We start from the raw sequence: 17,027 nt of genomic DNA, 5'->3' as shown, positions 1-17,027 counted from the left end.
AACAGGGACCACATGTCCAGCGAATCCTCCTTCGGCCTCATGCAGATCGGCCTCGCCACCGCGGAAGACATCCGTGGCTGGTCTTACGGTGAGGTCAAGAAGCCGGAAACCATCAACTACCGCACGCTCAAGCCTGAGAAGGACGGCCTCTTCTGCGAGAAGATCTTCGGCCCGTCCCGCGACTGGGAATGCTACTGCGGCAAGTACAAGCGCGTGCGCTTCAAGGGCATCATCTGTGAGCGCTGTGGCGTCGAAGTCACCCGCGCCAAGGTGCGCCGTGAGCGCATGGGCCACATCGAACTGGCCGCCCCCGTCACCCACATCTGGTACTTCAAGGGTGTTCCCTCCCGCCTGGGCTACCTCCTTGACCTCGCGCCGAAGGACCTGGAAAAGGTCATCTACTTCGCCGCGTACATGATCACCAGCGTCGACGCCGAAAGCCGCCACGCGGAACTGCCGAACCTCCAGGTGGAGCACGACCTCGAGAAGAAGCAGCTCGTCGACAACCGCGACAGCGACATCGCCGCGATCGCCCGGGACCTTGAGGACGAGCTTGCCCGCCTCGAGGGCGAAGGCGCCAAGGCTGCCGACAAGAAGAAGGCCCGCGACTCCGCCGACCGCCAGATGGCGAACGTGCGCAAGCGTGCCGACGCCGAGATCGAGCGCCTTGAGCAGGTCTGGGACCGCTTCAAGAACCTGAAGGTCGCCGACCTCGAAGGCGACGAGGCACTGTACCGCGAACTGCGTGACCGCTACGGCATGTACTTCGAAGGCTCCATGGGTGCCGAAGCCATCAAGAAGCGCCTTGAGAACTTCGACATGCAGGCCGAGGCCGAGGCACTGCGCGACACCATCCAGAACGGCAAGGGCCAGCGCAAGACCCGCGCCCTGAAGCGCCTGAAGGTCGTCAACGCGTTCCTCACCACCAACAACAGCCCGCTCGGCATGGTGCTGGACGCCGTCCCGGTGATCCCGCCGGAACTGCGCCCGATGGTCCAGCTGGACGGTGGCCGCTTCGCGACCTCCGACCTCAACGACCTGTACCGCCGCGTGATCAACCGCAACAACCGACTCAAGCGACTGCTCGACCTCGGTGCCCCGGAGATCATCGTCAACAACGAGAAGCGCATGCTTCAGGAAGCTGTTGACAGCCTCTTCGACAACGGCCGCCGCGGCCGTCCGGTCACCGGTCCGGGCAACCGTCCGCTGAAGTCCCTGAGCGACATGCTCAAGGGCAAGCAGGGCCGTTTCCGCCAGAACCTGCTCGGCAAGCGCGTCGACTACTCCGGCCGTTCGGTCATCGTCGTCGGCCCGCAGCTGAAGCTGCACCAGTGCGGCCTGCCCAAGCAGATGGCCCTGGAGCTCTTCAAGCCGTTCGTGATGAAGCGCCTGGTTGACCTCAACCACGCCCAGAACATCAAGTCGGCCAAGCGCATGGTCGAGCGTTACCGTCCGCAGGTCTGGGACGTGCTGGAAGAGATCATCACCGAACACCCGGTGCTGCTCAACCGTGCACCTACCCTGCACCGCCTCGGTATCCAGGCGTTCGAGCCCCAGCTTGTTGAAGGCAAGGCCATCCAGCTGCACCCGCTGGTTTGTGGCGCCTTCAACGCCGACTTCGACGGCGACCAGATGGCAGTGCACCTGCCGCTGAGCCCCGAAGCCCAGGCTGAGGCCCGCATCCTGATGCTGTCCTCGAACAACATCCTGAAGCCGTCCGACGGCCGCCCGGTGACCCTGCCTTCGCAGGACATGATCATCGGCCTGTACCACCTGACCACCAAGCGGGTTGGTTCGGCCGGTGAAGGCCGCGTGTTCTCCTCGGTCGCGGAAGCCATCATGGCCTACGACGCCCGCGAGCTGCACCTGAACTCCCAGGTGAAGATCCGCCTGGAGAACTTCGTGCCGTACGCCGGCTGGGAAGCTCCGGAAGACTGGGAGCCCGGCCAGTCCGCGCTCGTCCAGACCTCCCTGGGCCAGGTCATCTTCAACCAGACCCTGCCCGAGGACTACCCGTGGGTTGAGGCTGTTGCGGACAAGGGCGAGCTCTCCCGCATCGTCAACGACCTTGCAGAGCGCTACCCGAAGGTCGTCACGGCTGCCACCCTGGACAACCTGAAGGATGCCGGTTTCTACTGGGCAACCCGCTCGGGCGTCACCGTGGCCATCTCCGACATCGAGGTTCCGGACGCCAAGCCGGGCATCCTCGCCGGTTACGAGACCATGGCCGCCAAGATCCAGGGCCAGTACGACAAGGGCCTGATCGACGACGACGAGCGTCGCCAGGAACTGATCGAGATCTGGAACAAGGCAACCAACGAGATCGCACAGGTCATGCGTGACAGCCTGTCGCCGATGAACACCATCAACCGCATGGTGTCCTCCGGTGCACGTGGTAACTGGATGCAGGTCCGCCAGATCGCGGGTATCCGTGGTCTTGTGGCCAACCCGAAGGGTGAGATCATCCCGCGTCCGATCAAGTCCTCCTACCGCGAGGGCCTGTCAGTGCTGGAATACTTCATCGCCACGCACGGTGCCCGTAAGGGTCTGGCCGACACCGCCCTCCGTACGGCCAACTCGGGTTACCTGACCCGTCGTCTGGTGGACGTTTCGCAGGACGTCATCGTCCGCGAAGAGGACTGCGGTACCGAGCGCGGCCTGAACGTCGCGATCGCAGTGCCGGACGCAAACGGTGAGCTGATGCTGGACGAGAACGTCGAGAACAGCGCGTACGCACGCACCCTGGCCGTCGACGTCGTCGACGCCAACGGCACGGTGCTGGCCCCGGCCGGCACCGACTGCGGCGACGTGGTCATCGGCGAACTGCTGGCCGCCGGCATCACCCAGGTCAAGGTCCGCTCGGTGCTCACATGTGAGTCCAAGGTCGGTACCTGTGCGCTCTGCTACGGCCGTTCGCTGGCCACCGGCAAGACCGTGGACATCGGCGAGGCCGTGGGCATCATCGCCGCACAGTCCATCGGTGAACCGGGTACCCAGCTGACCATGCGTACCTTCCACACCGGTGGTGCCGTCTCCGCCAGCGGCGGCGACGACATCACCCAGGGTCTGCCCCGTATCCAGGAGCTCTTCGAAGCCCGTACTCCGAAGGGTGTTGCGCCGATCGCCGAAGCGGCCGGCCGCATCGCCATCGAAGAGTCCGAGCGCCAGATGCGCCTGATCATCACCCCGGACGACGGTTCCGAGGAGATCGCCTACCCGGTGCTGCGCCGTTCCCGCCTCCTCATCGAGGACGGCGAGCACGTCAGCGTCGGCCAGAAGCTGATCAACGGTCCGGTGGACCCGAAGCAGGTTCTGCGCATCATGGGTCCGCGTGCCGCCCAGAAGTTCCTGGTGGACGAGGTCCAGGGCGTTTACCGCAGCCAGGGCATTGGCATCCACGACAAGCACGTGGAAGTCATCGTCCGCCAGATGCTGCGCCGCGTGACCGTCATCGAATCCGGCGACTCCGAGCTGCTCCCGGGCGAGCTCGCAGAGCGCGCCCGCTTCGAAGACGAGAACCGCCGCGTGGTGTCCGAGGGCCTTACCCCGGCTTCCGGCCGTCCGGAACTCATGGGTATCACCAAGGCGTCTCTGGCAACCGAGTCCTGGCTGTCGGCCGCTTCCTTCCAGGAGACCACCCGCGTCCTGACGCAGGCGGCCATGGAAGGCAAGAGCGACCCGCTGCTCGGCCTCAAGGAGAACGTCATCATCGGTAAGCTCATCCCGGCCGGTACGGGCCTGCCCCGTTACACCGAGGTCACCGTGGAGCCGACTGAAGAAGCAAAGGCAAGCCTGTTCACGGGCCCCAGCGCCTTCACCGACTTCTCGTACGACGCCCTGGGCGGCGACGGAGCTCCCGAGTTCCACGCCATCCCGCTGGACGACTACGACCTGGGCAACGACTTCCGCTGAGCGGAAGCCTGAACCACGCCTGTTGGGCAAGTAAGGAGGCCCCCGCATCCACCGGATGCGGGGGCCTCCCTGCGTCCGCCGCGCGGTACGTGTACGACGGCGGCAGCCTCCCGCCGCCGTCGTACACCGTTTTAAGGCGGCTCGGCAAGCCATGCTAGACTTTTCGTAATTGTTCTGTGTGGCAGTGGATGAAGGCCGCCGCGGCATCATTTTGGTTTTGTTCTCATGATGTCCGGGTGGAGCCTGTTTCCGGGTTGCGGGCAACTTGCGCAACGAATGCCGCACTTTTGCACGCCCATCGGACCTTCGGGGCCGGAAGCTGCATGAGCAACGCCAAAGCTTCCGCACCCCAGGCTGGCGCCTGGCGCGGAGGCAGAGATCAAATTACGGAGAACACGAAAGTGCCTACGATTAACCAGCTGGTCCGCAAGGGCCGCACGCCGAAGGTCTCCAAGACCAAGGCTCCCGCGCTGAAGGGCAGCCCGATGCGCCGCGGTGTTTGCACCCGCGTTTACACCACCACCCCGAAGAAGCCGAACTCGGCCCTTCGTAAGGTCGCACGTGTGCGCCTGAACGGTGGCGTGGAAGTTACCGCCTACATCCCCGGTGTTGGCCACAACCTGCAGGAGCACTCCATCGTGCTCGTCCGCGGTGGTCGTGTTAAGGACCTCCCGGGTGTCCGCTACAAGATCGTCCGTGGTGCACTCGACACCCAGGGTGTGAAGAACCGCAAGCAGGCCCGCAGCCGCTACGGCGCAAAGATGGAGAAGAAGTAATATGCCTCGCAAGGGTCCGGCCCCCAAGCGGCCGCTCGTTTCCGATCCCGTCTACGGCTCCCCGTTGGTCACCCAGCTGATCAACAAGGTCCTGATCGACGGCAAGAAGTCCACTGCAGAGCGCATCGTCTACGGTGCTCTTGAGGGCGCCCGCGCCAAGACCGGCGGCGACCCCGTTGCCGCTCTGAAGAAGGCCATGGACAACGTCAAGCCTTCCCTCGAGGTCCGCTCCCGCCGCGTCGGTGGCGCCACCTACCAGGTTCCCGTCGAGGTCAAGCCGGGCCGCTCCACCGCCCTGGCTCTGCGTTGGCTGGTGGGTTACTCCAAGGCCCGCCGCGAGAAGACCATGACCGAGCGCCTCCAGAACGAAATCCTGGATGCCTCCAACGGTCTCGGTGCCGCTGTGAAGCGTCGCGAAGACACCCACAAGATGGCCGAGTCCAACAAGGCCTTCGCCCACTACCGCTGGTAATACTTCCGTTCGCCGCCGGCTCTCACCGAGCCGGCGGCGCACGCGTAGTCCATCCGAAAGGGAGACCCCGTGGCACAGGACGTGCTTACCGACCTTAACAAGGTCCGCAACATCGGCATCATGGCGCACATCGATGCCGGTAAAACCACCACTACCGAGCGCATCCTGTTCTACACGGGTGTGAACCACAAGATCGGCGAAACGCACGACGGCGCTTCGACGACCGACTGGATGGAACAGGAAAAGGAACGCGGCATCACCATCACGTCTGCCGCCGTGACCTGTTTCTGGAACAAGAACCAGATCAACATCATCGACACCCCCGGCCACGTTGACTTCACCGTTGAGGTTGAGCGCTCCCTGCGCGTCCTCGACGGTGCTGTTGCCGTCTTCGATGGCAAGGAAGGTGTGGAGCCGCAGTCCGAGACCGTGTGGCGCCAGGCTGACAAGTACAACGTTCCGCGTATCTGCTTCGTCAACAAGATGGACAAGCTCGGTGCGGACTTCTACTTCACCGTGGACACCATCATCTCCCGCCTCGGTGCCAAGCCGCTGGTCATGCAGCTGCCGATCGGTTCCGAGAACGACTTCATCGGCGTCGTCGACCTGCTCGAAATGCGCGCCCTGGTGTGGCCCGGCGATGCCAAGGGTGACGTGACCATGGGTGCCTCCTACGAGGTCCAGGAAATCCCCGCCGACCTGAAGGAAAAGGCCGAGGAATACCGCGCACAGCTCGTTGAGGCTGTTGCCGAGTCTTCCGAGGAACTCATGGAGAAGTACCTCGAGGGCGAAGAAATCAGTCTCGAGGAACTCAAGGCCGGCATCCGCAAGATGACCGTCAACTCCGAGATCTACCCGGTCTTCTGTGGTTCCGCCTTCAAGAACCGCGGTGTGCAGCCCATGCTCGACGCCGTTGTGGACTTCCTGCCGAACCCGCTTGACGTTCCGGCAATGATCGGCCACAACCCGCGCAACGAGGAAGAGGAACTGGTCCGTAAGCCCAGCGCTGACGAGCCGTTCTCCGCCCTGGCGTTCAAGATTGCCGCGCACCCGTTCTTCGGCCAGCTGACCTTCGTCCGCGTGTACTCCGGTCACGTCGAAGCCGGCGCCCAGGTGGTCAACTCCACCAAGGGCAAGAAGGAACGCATCGGCAAGCTGTTCCAGATGCACGCCAACAAGGAAATGCCTGTTGAGGGCGCTACCGCCGGCCACATCTACGCAGCGATCGGCCTGAAGGACACCACCACCGGTGACACCCTGTGCGATCCGCAGAACCAGATCGTCCTCGAGTCCATGAGCTTCCCGGAGCCCGTGATCTCGGTGGCAATCGAGCCGAACTCGAAGGGTGACCAGGAGAAGCTCTCCACGGCCATCCAGAAGCTCTCCGCTGAGGACCCGACCTTCCAGGTCTCCCTCAACGAAGAGACCGGCCAGACCGTCATCGCCGGCATGGGCGAGCTCCACCTGGACATCCTGGTGGACCGCATGCGCCGCGAATTCAAGGTCGAGGCAAACGTCGGCAAGCCGCAGGTTGCGTACCGCGAAACCATCAAGAAGGCTGTCGAGAAGGTCGACTACACCCACAAGAAGCAGACCGGTGGTTCCGGTCAGTTCGCAAAGGTGCAGGTTTCCTTCGAGCCGATGGACACCACCGACGGCGAGTTCTACGAGTTCAAGAATGCCGTCACCGGTGGCCGTATTCCGCGCGAATACATTCCTTCGGTCGACGCCGGTATCCAGGACGCCATGCAGTTCGGTATCCTCGCCGGCTACCCGATGGTGGGCGTGCGTGCAACCCTGATCGACGGCGCTTACCACGACGTCGACTCCTCGGAAATGGCGTTCAAGATCGCCGGTTCCCAGGTGTTCAAGGAAGGTGCCCGCAAGGCCAACCCGGTGCTCCTCGAGCCGCTCATGTCCGTCGAGGTCCGTACTCCCGAGGAGTACATGGGCGATGTCATCGGTGACCTCAACTCCCGTCGTGGCATGATCCAGTCCATGGAAGATGCTGCGGGCGTGAAGGTTGTCCGTGCCAACGTTCCGCTGTCCGAGATGTTCGGTTACATCGGCGACCTGCGTTCCAAGACCCAGGGCCGTGCCGTGTACTCGATGACCTTCGACAGCTACGCGGAGGTCCCGAAGGCTGTTGCCGACGAGATCATCCAGAAGACCCGCGGCGAGTAATCAGCTTCGGAAAAACCAAGGGTGCCTGCCGCCAGGCAACGCATCCGATGCAGCGGCCGGGCCGTGGTCCAGGCTCCGGACCGGCCCTGCATCATTGGGTCCGGGGACCGATTTCGGTCCGCGGATCTGAAAATTTCACCAAAACCAAAGCCCCCAAGTAGACTTGCTGAAGTTCTGCCGCGAAAAGCGCGGTTGAGGAGCACGTCACTTGAAATCGTTCTAGGAGGAACCTGTGGCAAAGGCAAAGTTCGAGCGGACTAAGCCGCACGTCAACATCGGCACCATCGGTCACGTTGACCACGGTAAGACGACGCTGACTGCCGCCATTTCCAAGGTGCTGTACGACAAGTACCCGACTCTCAACGAGCAGCGCGACTTCGCGTCGATCGACTCTGCTCCGGAAGAGCGCCAGCGTGGTATCACCATCAACATCTCCCACGTTGAGTACCAGACCGAAAAGCGCCACTACGCACACGTGGACGCCCCGGGTCACGCTGACTACATCAAGAACATGATCACCGGTGCTGCCCAGATGGACGGCGCAATCCTCGTGGTTGCCGCTACCGACGGCCCGATGGCTCAGACCCGCGAGCACGTCCTGCTCGCCCGCCAGGTTGGTGTTCCCTACCTGCTGGTCGCGCTGAACAAGTCCGACATGGTTGAGGACGAGGAACTCCTCGACCTCGTGGAAATGGAAGTTCGCGAGCTGCTCAGCTCCCAGGGCTTCGACGGCGACGACGCTCCCGTCATCCGCGTTTCCGGCCTGAAGGCCCTCGAAGGCGACCCGGTTTGGGTCAAGTCCGTTGAGGACCTGATGGAAGCTGTCGACGAGTCCGTTCCGGACCCGGTTCGTGACCGCGACAAGCCGTTCCTGATGCCGATCGAAGACGTCTTCACCATCACCGGCCGTGGCACCGTTGTTACGGGCCGCGCCGAGCGTGGCACCCTCGCCATCAACTCCGAAGTTGAGATCGTCGGTATCCGCCCGATCCAGAAGACCACCGTTACCGGTATCGAGATGTTCCACAAGCAGCTCGACGAAGCATGGGCCGGCGAAAACTGTGGCCTCCTGCTCCGTGGTCTGAAGCGCGACGATGTCGAGCGCGGCCAGGTTGTCGTCAAGCCGGGTTCCATCACCCCGCACACCGACTTCGAGGCAAACGTCTACATCCTTTCCAAGGACGAAGGCGGACGCCACAACCCGTTCTACTCGAACTACCGCCCGCAGTTCTACTTCCGCACCACCGACGTGACCGGCGTCATCACCCTCCCCGAGGGCACCGAAATGGTCATGCCGGGCGACAACACTGAGATGACCGTTGAGCTCATCCAGCCCATCGCCATGGAAGAGGGCCTCGGCTTCGCAATCCGCGAAGGTGGCCGCACCGTTGGTTCGGGACGTGTTACCAAGATCATCAAGTAGTTTCTGCTTGTAGATCGGTAGGAGGCCCGGCGCACGCCGCTTGGCCAAGAACCTGAAGAGAACCCCGTCGCTTACGCGGCGGGGTTCTCTTTTGCTACGATTATTCAATCGAATGGATTAAAGCGGTGCCGGAAGAGTGCGCCGCGGACAGAGGGGCGTAGCGATGTCCGGTGTTCTGGCCAATGCATGGTTCGGGGTCTTCATACTGCTGGTGATCGCGGGCGCCGCCGGGTACTCCAGCGGCTTCGCCAAGGGAAAGCGGAAGGGAGCGCCGTCCCCGCATGCGGGGGAGGAGCGCTACCGTGCCGGGTACCTGGCAGGGCACTACGCGGGGTGGCAGGATGCCGCGTCCCGCTTCGGCCACACCGGGGCGGCCGCCGGGTCCACTCCGCAGGCCCGGCCGCAGGCCGCCATGTCCGGTCCTTCCGCTGCCGTCCCTGCAGCGCAGCCCCCGCTCCGTCCGGCTGCTCCGCCTGCCACACGAACGGTTCCCGGCCCGGTGCGTCCGCCCTCGCAGCGGACGCCGCCGCAGCAGACGCAGCCGCGCAGGCCGGCGCCACTGACCGCAGCGGAACGGGCTGCAGCAGCTGCCCGCAAGGAGAAACGCGACCGGCAGAACATCAACATCACCCTGTACGTCGCCAGCCTCCTGCTGCTCGCGTCCGCGGCCTTGTTCATCGGCTCCGGCCTGCCCGCAGCCCTTCGCTTCGCAGGCGTTTGGGCCATTACGGTGCTGTTGTATGCCGGCGGTTTCGTCCTCGAAGCAAGGATTCCCCGGCTCCGGCCCGCCGCACTTGCCTTCACCGGAACCGGTTTGGCACTCCTTCCCGTCACCGGTCTCGCCATGTACAACTTCGTGCTCCACCACGGGCCCTCGGCGTGGTTGGTGACGTCCCTCGCCGGGACTGTGGCCTATGTTTTCGCGGCCGTGCGGCTCGATAGCCGTGTGCTGGCCTACCTCTCGCTGACCTTCGTGGTCTCGTCCGCATGGTCGGGCGTCTCCATGCTCGGAGGTGCCCTGGTCTGGTACTTCGTCTGCCTGATCGGACTGGCGGTTCTCCTGGGCATCACCACCATGACCGGGCTGCGGGGCGTGCCGTCCGTATACCTCAAGCCCCTGCAGGTGCTGCACCCTGCCGTCGTTCCTTTGGTCGCGCTGTCCGTGACATGCGTGCCGCACCTGCTGGGGCGCGGAGAATACGCCCTGGTCATGGCGATCTGCGGGCTCTACCTGGCACTGGCCTCGGCTGTCCGGAAGACACCGCTCCGGCTGCAGCACTTCTACGGCGCCCGGGCCTGCCTGACGGTTGCGGCGGGCGCCGCCGCTTCCGATGCCGGAGCGGGACTGGCCGCCGCGCTGTTCGTGGCGTCGCTGGTGGTGGCCGTCCAGGCCCTCGGGGTGGCCTTCGGGCCGGTTACGCTGTCCCGGTGGTTCCCGTCCCGGCCGCACTGGGAACATGATGCCATGTGCACCTTCGGGCTACAGCTTGCGCTTGCGTTGTTGGCGACACTCGCGCTGTTGTTCGATCCCGGGATCCCGTTCGGCGTTCCGTTCGGTGCGGCGCTTGCGTGCGCCGTTGCTTTGGCATGGAAGCTGCGGGGGCCCGCCGAGTTCCTTCCGCCGGCGGTGCTGCTTGCCGTGGCTCCGTTCGTTCCGGCTCTCGGGGGATTCCCGACGTCGGCCCTGCTTGCCGGGGCTGCGGCGGCCTGGCTGCTGCGCGCCTTCCTTCCCGGTGCCGCGGAGTTCCGCGGCCGTTTTGTCCTTGCGGCCCGGATTGCCCTGACGCTGGCGGTTCCCGCCTTCGCAGCAGGAATCCTTCCGGCGTCGAGGGAGAAGGCAGCATATGTCCTACTGGCCTTCATCGGTGCGTGCCTGGCGCAGCTGTTGCTTGATGCCGCCGCGGTCCGGACCCGGTTGGCATTGTTGGCACCGGACGCCAGCCTGGCGGGGTTCGCGGCAGCGGCGCTGGGATTGCTCCCTGTCCTGCGGCTGTTCGATCCATCCGCGGACCAGCAGGTGAGCGCTGTCGCCGTCCTGGGGATCGCAGGCTCGGCGGCGGTCGCCGGCTTCCTGCTCGTGGGTCCCGCGCAGTCCGGCCACCTCGTGGGTTCCGGTCCCGGCGGCGGAGCGGCATCTGCCTGGCGTCCCGGCATCCGTGAAATCCTGCCGCCGGCCGTGATGACCATCTCGTACCTGTTCTCCTTCGCGGCACTGCCGCTGGCCTGGGGTAACCTCGCCTTTGCCCTCGGCCTTGCCTACTTCGTGGGCCAGGCGCTCCGGCTGGGAAGGGCATGGCAACGGCAGGCGTACGTGTGGTGCGCCCGTGTGCTCCTTACCCTCCTGTTGTGCACCGGCTACCAGCAATACCGGGCTGCCGGGGGCAGCTTCCACCTGGCCGGTGAACCGCTGCAGTTGTCCAGCATCGCGTTTGTCGCGTGCGGCATCCAGCTGCTTCCGGCGTTGGCAAAATCCGGGAGGCAGCTGACGGTCGCCGTGGCGGAGGCTGGGGCGGTGCTGCTGTTCATGGCGGGCGCCTGGGTTGCCCTGGCCGTTGCCGGACCTGAGGGTTGGCAGCCCGGCGCCTTCGGCCTCGCCTTGGCGCTGGCGGGTGCGGCTGCGGGGTTCGTTCTTCGGCGGCACGCCGGCGCCGCGGTGTTCGCCCCGGCCGCACTCGTGCTGCTCTTGTCGCTCCGCGGAAGCAGGATCCACGAGCTCGAACTGATCCTGGCGGTCTTCGCCGTCTTCAGTGCCGTCATGGTTCCGGCGTCGGTTCAGCGTGCCGCCAAGGGCGTCCATTTCGCCGCCGCCAGGGTGCTCACCGCGGTCCTGGCCGGCGTGCTTGCGCACGACATCTCCGCCTCGGCTACCGTGGTGTCGCTGACCTTCGCGGCCGTGTTCCTGCTTCAGCACGCGATCCGGTACGGCATGCGCAAGCGCCTTGATGCCTTCCCCTTCCAACAGGCCGCCGTCTGGATCACCCTTGCCGCGCAGGCGCTGCTTCCCTTGGGCTACGCCGCCCAGCAGCCCGACGACGGCGGACGCTCGGTCCTGCTGCTGGAGTTCCTGCTGCTGGGGTGCAGCGCGCTGGCCGCCAGCCGGTGGCTAGCCGCGCGCGGAGCGGAGTACATCGCGGTTCCGGCGGCAATCGCTGCCGTCTGGGCCGCAGGCGTGGACCATCCGTTGAACGGCTGGGAATGGCTTGGCGCGCCGTTCCTGACGGAGGAAGGCATGCTCCTCACCCTGTTTGCCCTTGCCCTTGCGGCCATGGGCGCCAGGCTGTGGTTCGCGCCGGGCCCGTCGCCGCGTGAACGGTGGTTCTGGTTGGCCGCGGCGGCCGGGTTCACTGGCGCTGCCATCGTTGTGTCGCCGGGGATGTCGTGGACGGCCTTCGGTCTTGCGGTCCTGCTCGCCGCGTTCCTGTGCTTTGAAGCTTCGCACGTCGAAGGCGTTCCGGCAGCCTATGCCGCGGCGGTTCCGCTCACCCTTGCCGGAGCTACGGCACTGGCTGCAGGCATGCTGGGCGTTGGGCTGCCAGATGGGGACGACGGAGCCTGGGCCGGGTTCCAGCCCTGGCTGTACGGCTGCGCAGGTGCTGCGTTCCTGCTTTACACGCTCTGCCGCGCAGGGTTGCCCGCGATCCGCTGGCAGCCCTGGCGGCGGGTTTCCCTTGCGGCCGGTGCCACTGCGGGCCTGGGACTGGCTGCACTGGACGGCCTGCTCCGCGACGAAACCGCGCTCACCGGGGCGTGCCTGCTGGCCGCGGCCGTGGCCGCCGCCGTCGCGGAGGTTCCCCGGAAGCTTGCCTGGAACTGCGCCGAGGCGGGCTCGGTCCTGGTGGTGGCCGCAGTGCAGCGCTCGCTCCTCTTTGTGCACGGGCGCGTGCCGGACTTCTTCTGGGTGGTGCAGTGGTACGTCGTCCTCGGAGCCGTTATAGCCATGCTGTGCTACATCCGCTCGGCGAGGACGAGCGGGCGGGCCTGGCTGATCGCTGGTTCCGTCCTGCTGACGTTGTCCGCGGCGGCGAGCCTGCTGTCAGGCACACCTGCCCGGCAACTGTGGATCCTGGCCGGGTACGCCCTGCTGCTGCTTGCCGGGCTGCTGCTGAGCTCACGGACTTTCACCTGGTGGGGTGCACTGGGGGTCGCCCTGTGCGTTTTGTGGGCGCTTCGTTCCTACGCCTTCGCCATGCTCGCCTTGACGGCCCTGGCGCTCATCGGGTTCGCAGTCTGGCGCTTGAACCGGACCAAGGACGTCGCCGGCAGCCAGCTCAAGGACTGAACGCCCCGGCGGTGCGGACCGGGCCGGCCCTTGATACGGTTACTGCTGGAGAGAGGAGTCATCCGTGGAGTTCCTGATTGTGCTTGCCGTCCTGGCCGTGGTTGCCGTCGGTTTCCTGTGGGGCCGCAAGTATTTCCGGCATGAGATCGACCGGGCGAAGAGGATCCGCCAGGCAAACAGGCGGCAGTAGGTGGGTTTCAGCAGGGTTGTGCCAAAACGGCCGCTGCCCTAGGCAGTCTGCCCTCGCAGTCGGCTGCGGCGTGCCCGGCTGAGTGACCTGTACCAGTAGAAGGATTCCTTGGGTGTCCTTTGCAGGGTTTCGAAGTCCACATGGACCAGGCCGAAGCGCTGTGAGAATCCGGCAGCCCATTCGAAATTGTCCAGGAGCGTCCAGACGTAGTAGCCGAGCAGTTCGACGTCGTGGGCAATGCCGCCCGGACCGGTCGCAGCCAGCACGTGGCCCAGGTGGCCGGCGAGGTATTCGATCCGGTCCTGGTCCCGCAGCGTTCCGGTAACGCGCGCGGGTTCCGGGAAGCTCGCGCCGCTCTCGGTGATCATCACCGGCGGCAGGGCCTGGCCATAGCGGTCCTTGAGGGAGCGGAGCAGGGTCCCGAGGTGATCGGGAGCCACCGGCCACCCGAAGCCCGTGACCCCGTACTCAGGGAACGGCACCAGGTGGAAGGGCAACTTGGCCATCATCTCGCTGTCGCCCGCCGGGGTGCTGTGGGTGCCTCCGCCGGCCGCGATCCTGACAGGATAGTAGTAGTTGACCCCGTAGAAGTCCAGGGGCTGGTGGATGACCCGCATGTCGTCGTCGGAGGCGTTGCCGAGCACCTTGAACCACGGGCGCACCAACAGCGGCGGTGTCGGATAGCTTCCGGTCAGGAGCGGGTCGGCGAAGATGCGGTTAACCAGCAGGTCGAAAGTGGTTGCCATCAGCCCGTCCTTGAAGCCCGCACCTGCGGGGCTGACGGGCGCGTGCATGTTGGCCACGCCGATGCGGCCGATTGCTCGGGCCGCACGAATGGCCTGGACCGCCAGGCCGTGGCCCAGCAACTGGTGGTGGACTGCCGGGAGCGCGTCGAACAGGAGCCGGCGGCCCGGCGCGTGGACCCCGAGGCCGTAGCCCTGAAGCGCCACGGACACCGGTTCATTCAGGGTGACCCACTGGGCAATCCGGTCGCCCAGGCGGGCAGCGACCAGGGCGACATAGTCGGCGAACCTTCCGGCCGTCGCGCGGCTGAGCCACCCGCCGTCGTGCTCCAATGCCAGGGGAGTATCCCAATGGAAGAGGGTCGCCATGGGGGAGATGCCGGCAGCAAGCAGCTTGTCGGTCAGGCGGTCATAGAAGTCCAGCCCCTGCTCGTTCGCCGGACCCCTGCCGTCCGGCTGGATCCGGGACCAGGACAGGGAGAAACGGTAGGAATCGACGCCGAGCTCCCGCATCAGGGCGATGTCTTCGCCGCTGCGGTTATAGTGGTCGCAGGCGACGGCGGCTGACGCGCCGTCGGTGATCGTCCCGGGCTTCTCTGCGAACGCGTCCCAGCTGGACGGTCCCCGGCCGTCCACGTCCAGGGAGCCCTCGATCTGGAACGCCGCGGTGGCGACTCCGAGGATGAATCCGGCAGGGAACAGGCCTGCAAGATGCTCTACGGTGGGTCCTGCCTGGACGGTCATGCCCCCATCATGATCACCGCCGCGGACGATGGCAACGGGTTCCGGCAGCCCGATTCGCATCTGCCGGCGAATTCCGGCATACTAGATGAGTTGTTCAAGCGCTCCTTCGCGTCCCGATCCGGATAATGCCGGGTGCAGGGTCCAGGCTGGAGCCCAAACATAACCCTGATCCCCCAAGGAATGACGGATCGTTTTGCGTGAAAAGCGCGACACGCCCGACCGCGGGGGTCGGAGCATCGGCGGTTTGAGGAACCCGGAATTTCCGGATTCAAGCCGTGCGGTGGGTGGTGGTAAAGCCTCAATTGCTTCGGCAGCCACGGAACGCAAGTAAACAGGGCAGCCCTAACCCAGGGAAGCACAGACTGAAAGAGAGTCAGGCGACATGGCGGGACAAAAAATCCGCATCCGGCTGAAGTCATATGACCACGAGGTCATTGATGTTTCAGCACGGAAGATCGTTGAGACGGTCACGCGCGCAGGCGCAACGGTAGTAGGCCCGGTGCCGCTTCCGACGGAGAAGAACGTGTACTGCGTTATCCGCTCTCCCCACAAGTACAAGGACAGCCGTGAGCACTTCGAAATGCGTACTCACAAGCGTCTGATCGACATCATCGACCCCACGCCGAAGGCTGTTGACTCGCTCATGCGTCTCGACCTGCCGGCTGACGTGAACATCGAAATCAAGCTGTAGGGAGGTGCTGAGAGACTATGACCGCAACCCGTAACGTAAAGGGCCTGCTGGGCACGAAGCTCGGCATGACCCAGGTCTGGGACGAGAACAACAAGCTCATCCCGGTAACTGTCGTCCAGGCTGACTCCAACGTCGTCACCCAGCTGCGCAACGCAGAAGCCGACGGCTACGTCGCCGTTCAGATCGGCTACGGCCAGATCGATCCCCGCAAGGTCACCAAGCCGCTGGCTGGTCACTTTGAGAAGGCCGGCGTGACCCCCCGCCGCCACGTCGTCGAACTGCGCACTGCAGACGCCGCGTCTTACGAGCTGGGCCAGGAGCTCTCTGTTGAGCTCTTCGAAGCCGGCCAGAAGATCGACGTCGTCGGCACCAGCAAGGGTAAGGGCTTCGCCGGTGTTATGAAGCGTCACGGCTTCTCCGGTGTCGGTGCTTCCCATGGTGCGCACAAGAACCACCGTAAGCCTGGTTCCATCGGTGGCGCATCCACCCCGAGCCGCGTCTTCAAGGGCCTGAAAATGGCCGGCCGCATGGGCGCCGTACGTCACACCACGCTGAACCTCACCGTTCACGCCGTTGACGTTGAGAAGTCGCTGCTCCTTATCAAGGGTGCCGTCCCCGGTGCCCGCGGCCAGGTCGTACTCGTACGTTCCGCCGTGAAGGGAGCCTAGTTCAATGACTAGCACTGTGAAGGTAGACCTGCCTGCAGAGATCTTCGACGTCCAGACCAACGTGCCGCTGCTGCACCAGGTCGTCGTCGCCCAGCTCGCTGCCGCACGCCAGGGTACCCACAAGACCAAGACCCGCGCTGAAGTTTCCGGTGCAGGCCGCAAGCCGTTCAAGCAGAAGGGTACCGGCCGCGCCCGCCAGGGTTCGATCCGTGCTCCGCACATGACCGGTGGTGGCATCGTCCACGGCCCGACCCCGCGTGACTACTCCCAGCGCACCCCCAAGAAGATGAAGGCCGCTGCTCTCCGTGGCGCCCTGTCGGACCGCGCCCGTAACGGCCGCATCCACGTCGTCGCTGAGCTGGTTGCCGGCACCAAGCCGTCCACCAAGGACGCCCTGGCGACGCTGAAGGCTGTTACCGAGCGCAAGAACCTGCTCGTCGTGATCGAACGCGCCAACGATGTTGCTGCACTGTCCGTGCGCAACCTCGCCGACGTCCACACCCTCTACGTGGACCAGCTGAACACCTACGACGTCCTGGTTTCCGACGATGTGGTCTTCACCAAGGCTGCTTTCGAAGCGTTCGTCGCTGACAAGGCAAAGAACGAGGAGGCCGCCAAGTGAGCGTCACCACCATCAAGGACCCGCGCGACGTCGTCATCGCACCCGTCGTTTCGGAAAAGAGCTACGGCCTGATCGACGAGGGCAAGTACACCTTCCTGGTGGACCCCCGTTCGAACAAGACCGAGATCAAGCTGGCGGTGGAGAAGATCTTCTCCGTCAAGGTCGAATCGATCAACACCATCAACCGTGCCGGTAAGCGCAAGCGGACCAAGTTCGGATGGGGACAGCGCAAGAGCACCAAGCGTGCGATTGTCACCCTGAAGGAAGGCACTATCGACATCTTCGGCGGTCCGCTCGCGTAGCGGAGACCACTTTAACGAGGA

Annotated in this window: 12 protein-coding genes; 11 read left to right on the top strand and 1 reads right to left on the bottom strand. The window is 64.9% G+C overall.

The annotated features are described in order from the left end of the window. Window positions 1-12 precede the first annotated feature (12 nt). The 7 genes from D3654_RS19845 to D3654_RS20955 all read left to right on the top strand — a co-directional run bounded on the left by D3654_RS19845 (window position 13) and on the right by D3654_RS20955 (window position 13,236). Window positions 13-3,912 (top strand): DNA-directed RNA polymerase subunit beta', encoded by a 3,900-nt coding sequence (locus D3654_RS19845; protein ID WP_120523153.1) that lies wholly within the window; start codon window positions 13-15, stop codon window positions 3,910-3,912. A gap of 401 nt (window positions 3,913-4,313) precedes the next feature. Next, window positions 4,314-4,688, top strand: coding sequence for a 30S ribosomal protein S12 (gene rpsL / locus D3654_RS19840; RefSeq protein WP_009358312.1), 375 nt, complete (start codon window positions 4,314-4,316; stop codon window positions 4,686-4,688). 1 nt (window position 4,689) lies between these two features. Beyond that, window positions 4,690-5,160 (top strand): 30S ribosomal protein S7, encoded by a 471-nt coding sequence (gene rpsG / locus D3654_RS19835; RefSeq protein ID WP_021472399.1) that lies wholly within the window; start codon window positions 4,690-4,692, stop codon window positions 5,158-5,160. Window positions 5,161-5,229: 69 nt separating this feature from the next. After that, a complete protein-coding gene (gene fusA / locus D3654_RS19830) occupies window positions 5,230-7,344 on the top strand; it encodes an elongation factor G (RefSeq protein WP_120523152.1) in 2,115 nt (704 codons plus the stop codon). Window positions 7,345-7,576: 232 nt separating this feature from the next. Continuing rightward, a complete protein-coding gene (gene tuf, locus D3654_RS19825; RefSeq protein WP_070350356.1) occupies window positions 7,577-8,767 on the top strand; it encodes an elongation factor Tu in 1,191 nt (396 codons plus the stop codon). Between the two features lie 163 nt (window positions 8,768-8,930). Next, the gene (locus D3654_RS19820) at window positions 8,931-13,046 is read left to right on the top strand and encodes a hypothetical protein (RefSeq protein ID WP_120523151.1); all 4,116 of its coding nucleotides are present in this window, start codon (window positions 8,931-8,933) and stop codon (window positions 13,044-13,046) included. Window positions 13,047-13,110: 64 nt separating this feature from the next. After that, complete coding sequence (locus tag D3654_RS20955) at window positions 13,111-13,236, top strand: hypothetical protein (RefSeq protein ID WP_280960133.1); 126 nt, start codon at window positions 13,111-13,113, stop codon at window positions 13,234-13,236. A 38-nt stretch (window positions 13,237-13,274) separates the two neighbouring features. Here D3654_RS20955 and D3654_RS19815 read toward each other — a convergent pair whose 3' ends face one another. After that, entirely contained in the window at window positions 13,275-14,723 is a 1,449-nt protein-coding gene (locus D3654_RS19815; RefSeq protein ID WP_120523244.1) for a GH1 family beta-glucosidase, read from the bottom strand. A gap of 382 nt (window positions 14,724-15,105) precedes the next feature. Between D3654_RS19815 and rpsJ the strand changes: the two genes are divergently transcribed. From rpsJ to rplW, 4 genes are read left to right on the top strand one after another with little or no spacing between them, the layout of a single operon-like run. Further along, the gene (gene rpsJ / locus D3654_RS19810; RefSeq protein ID WP_003803825.1) at window positions 15,106-15,414 is read left to right on the top strand and encodes a 30S ribosomal protein S10; all 309 of its coding nucleotides are present in this window, start codon (window positions 15,106-15,108) and stop codon (window positions 15,412-15,414) included. 17 nt (window positions 15,415-15,431) lie between these two features. Then, window positions 15,432-16,082, top strand: coding sequence for a 50S ribosomal protein L3 (rplC, locus tag D3654_RS19805; RefSeq protein WP_074587815.1), 651 nt, complete (start codon window positions 15,432-15,434; stop codon window positions 16,080-16,082). A 4-nt stretch (window positions 16,083-16,086) separates the two neighbouring features. Further along, window positions 16,087-16,704: a 50S ribosomal protein L4 gene (gene rplD / locus D3654_RS19800; protein WP_120523150.1), complete on the top strand. Its 618-nt coding sequence runs from the start codon at window positions 16,087-16,089 to the stop codon at window positions 16,702-16,704. Beyond that, window positions 16,701-17,006, top strand: coding sequence for a 50S ribosomal protein L23 (gene rplW / locus D3654_RS19795; protein ID WP_070350360.1), 306 nt, complete (start codon window positions 16,701-16,703; stop codon window positions 17,004-17,006). Before rplD ends, rplW begins: the two co-directional genes overlap by 4 nt. Window positions 17,007-17,027 lie beyond the last annotated feature (21 nt).

Origin of the sequence: Arthrobacter celericrescens, from assembly GCF_003614925.1 — a bacterium.
In the GTDB taxonomy this organism is placed as follows: domain Bacteria; phylum Actinomycetota; class Actinomycetes; order Actinomycetales; family Micrococcaceae; genus Arthrobacter; species Arthrobacter celericrescens.
This window is presented reverse-complemented; position numbering and strand designations above follow the sequence as displayed.

Excerpts from the sequence above, each read along its gene's own strand:
- D3654_RS19815 (WP_120523244.1), bottom strand. The coding sequence starts at position 14,723 with ATGACCGTCCAGGCAGGACCCACCGTAGAGCATCTTGCAGGCCTGTTC.
- rpsG (WP_021472399.1), top strand. The coding sequence starts at position 4,690 with ATGCCTCGCAAGGGTCCGGCCCCCAAGCGGCCGCTCGTTTCCGATCCC.
- D3654_RS19845 (WP_120523153.1), top strand. The coding sequence starts at position 13 with ATGTCCAGCGAATCCTCCTTCGGCCTCATGCAGATCGGCCTCGCCACC.
- rpsJ (WP_003803825.1), top strand. The coding sequence starts at position 15,106 with ATGGCGGGACAAAAAATCCGCATCCGGCTGAAGTCATATGACCACGAG.
- rplD (WP_120523150.1), top strand. The coding sequence starts at position 16,087 with ATGACTAGCACTGTGAAGGTAGACCTGCCTGCAGAGATCTTCGACGTC.
- D3654_RS19820 (WP_120523151.1), top strand. The coding sequence starts at position 8,931 with ATGTCCGGTGTTCTGGCCAATGCATGGTTCGGGGTCTTCATACTGCTG.
- rplC (WP_074587815.1), top strand. The coding sequence starts at position 15,432 with ATGACCGCAACCCGTAACGTAAAGGGCCTGCTGGGCACGAAGCTCGGC.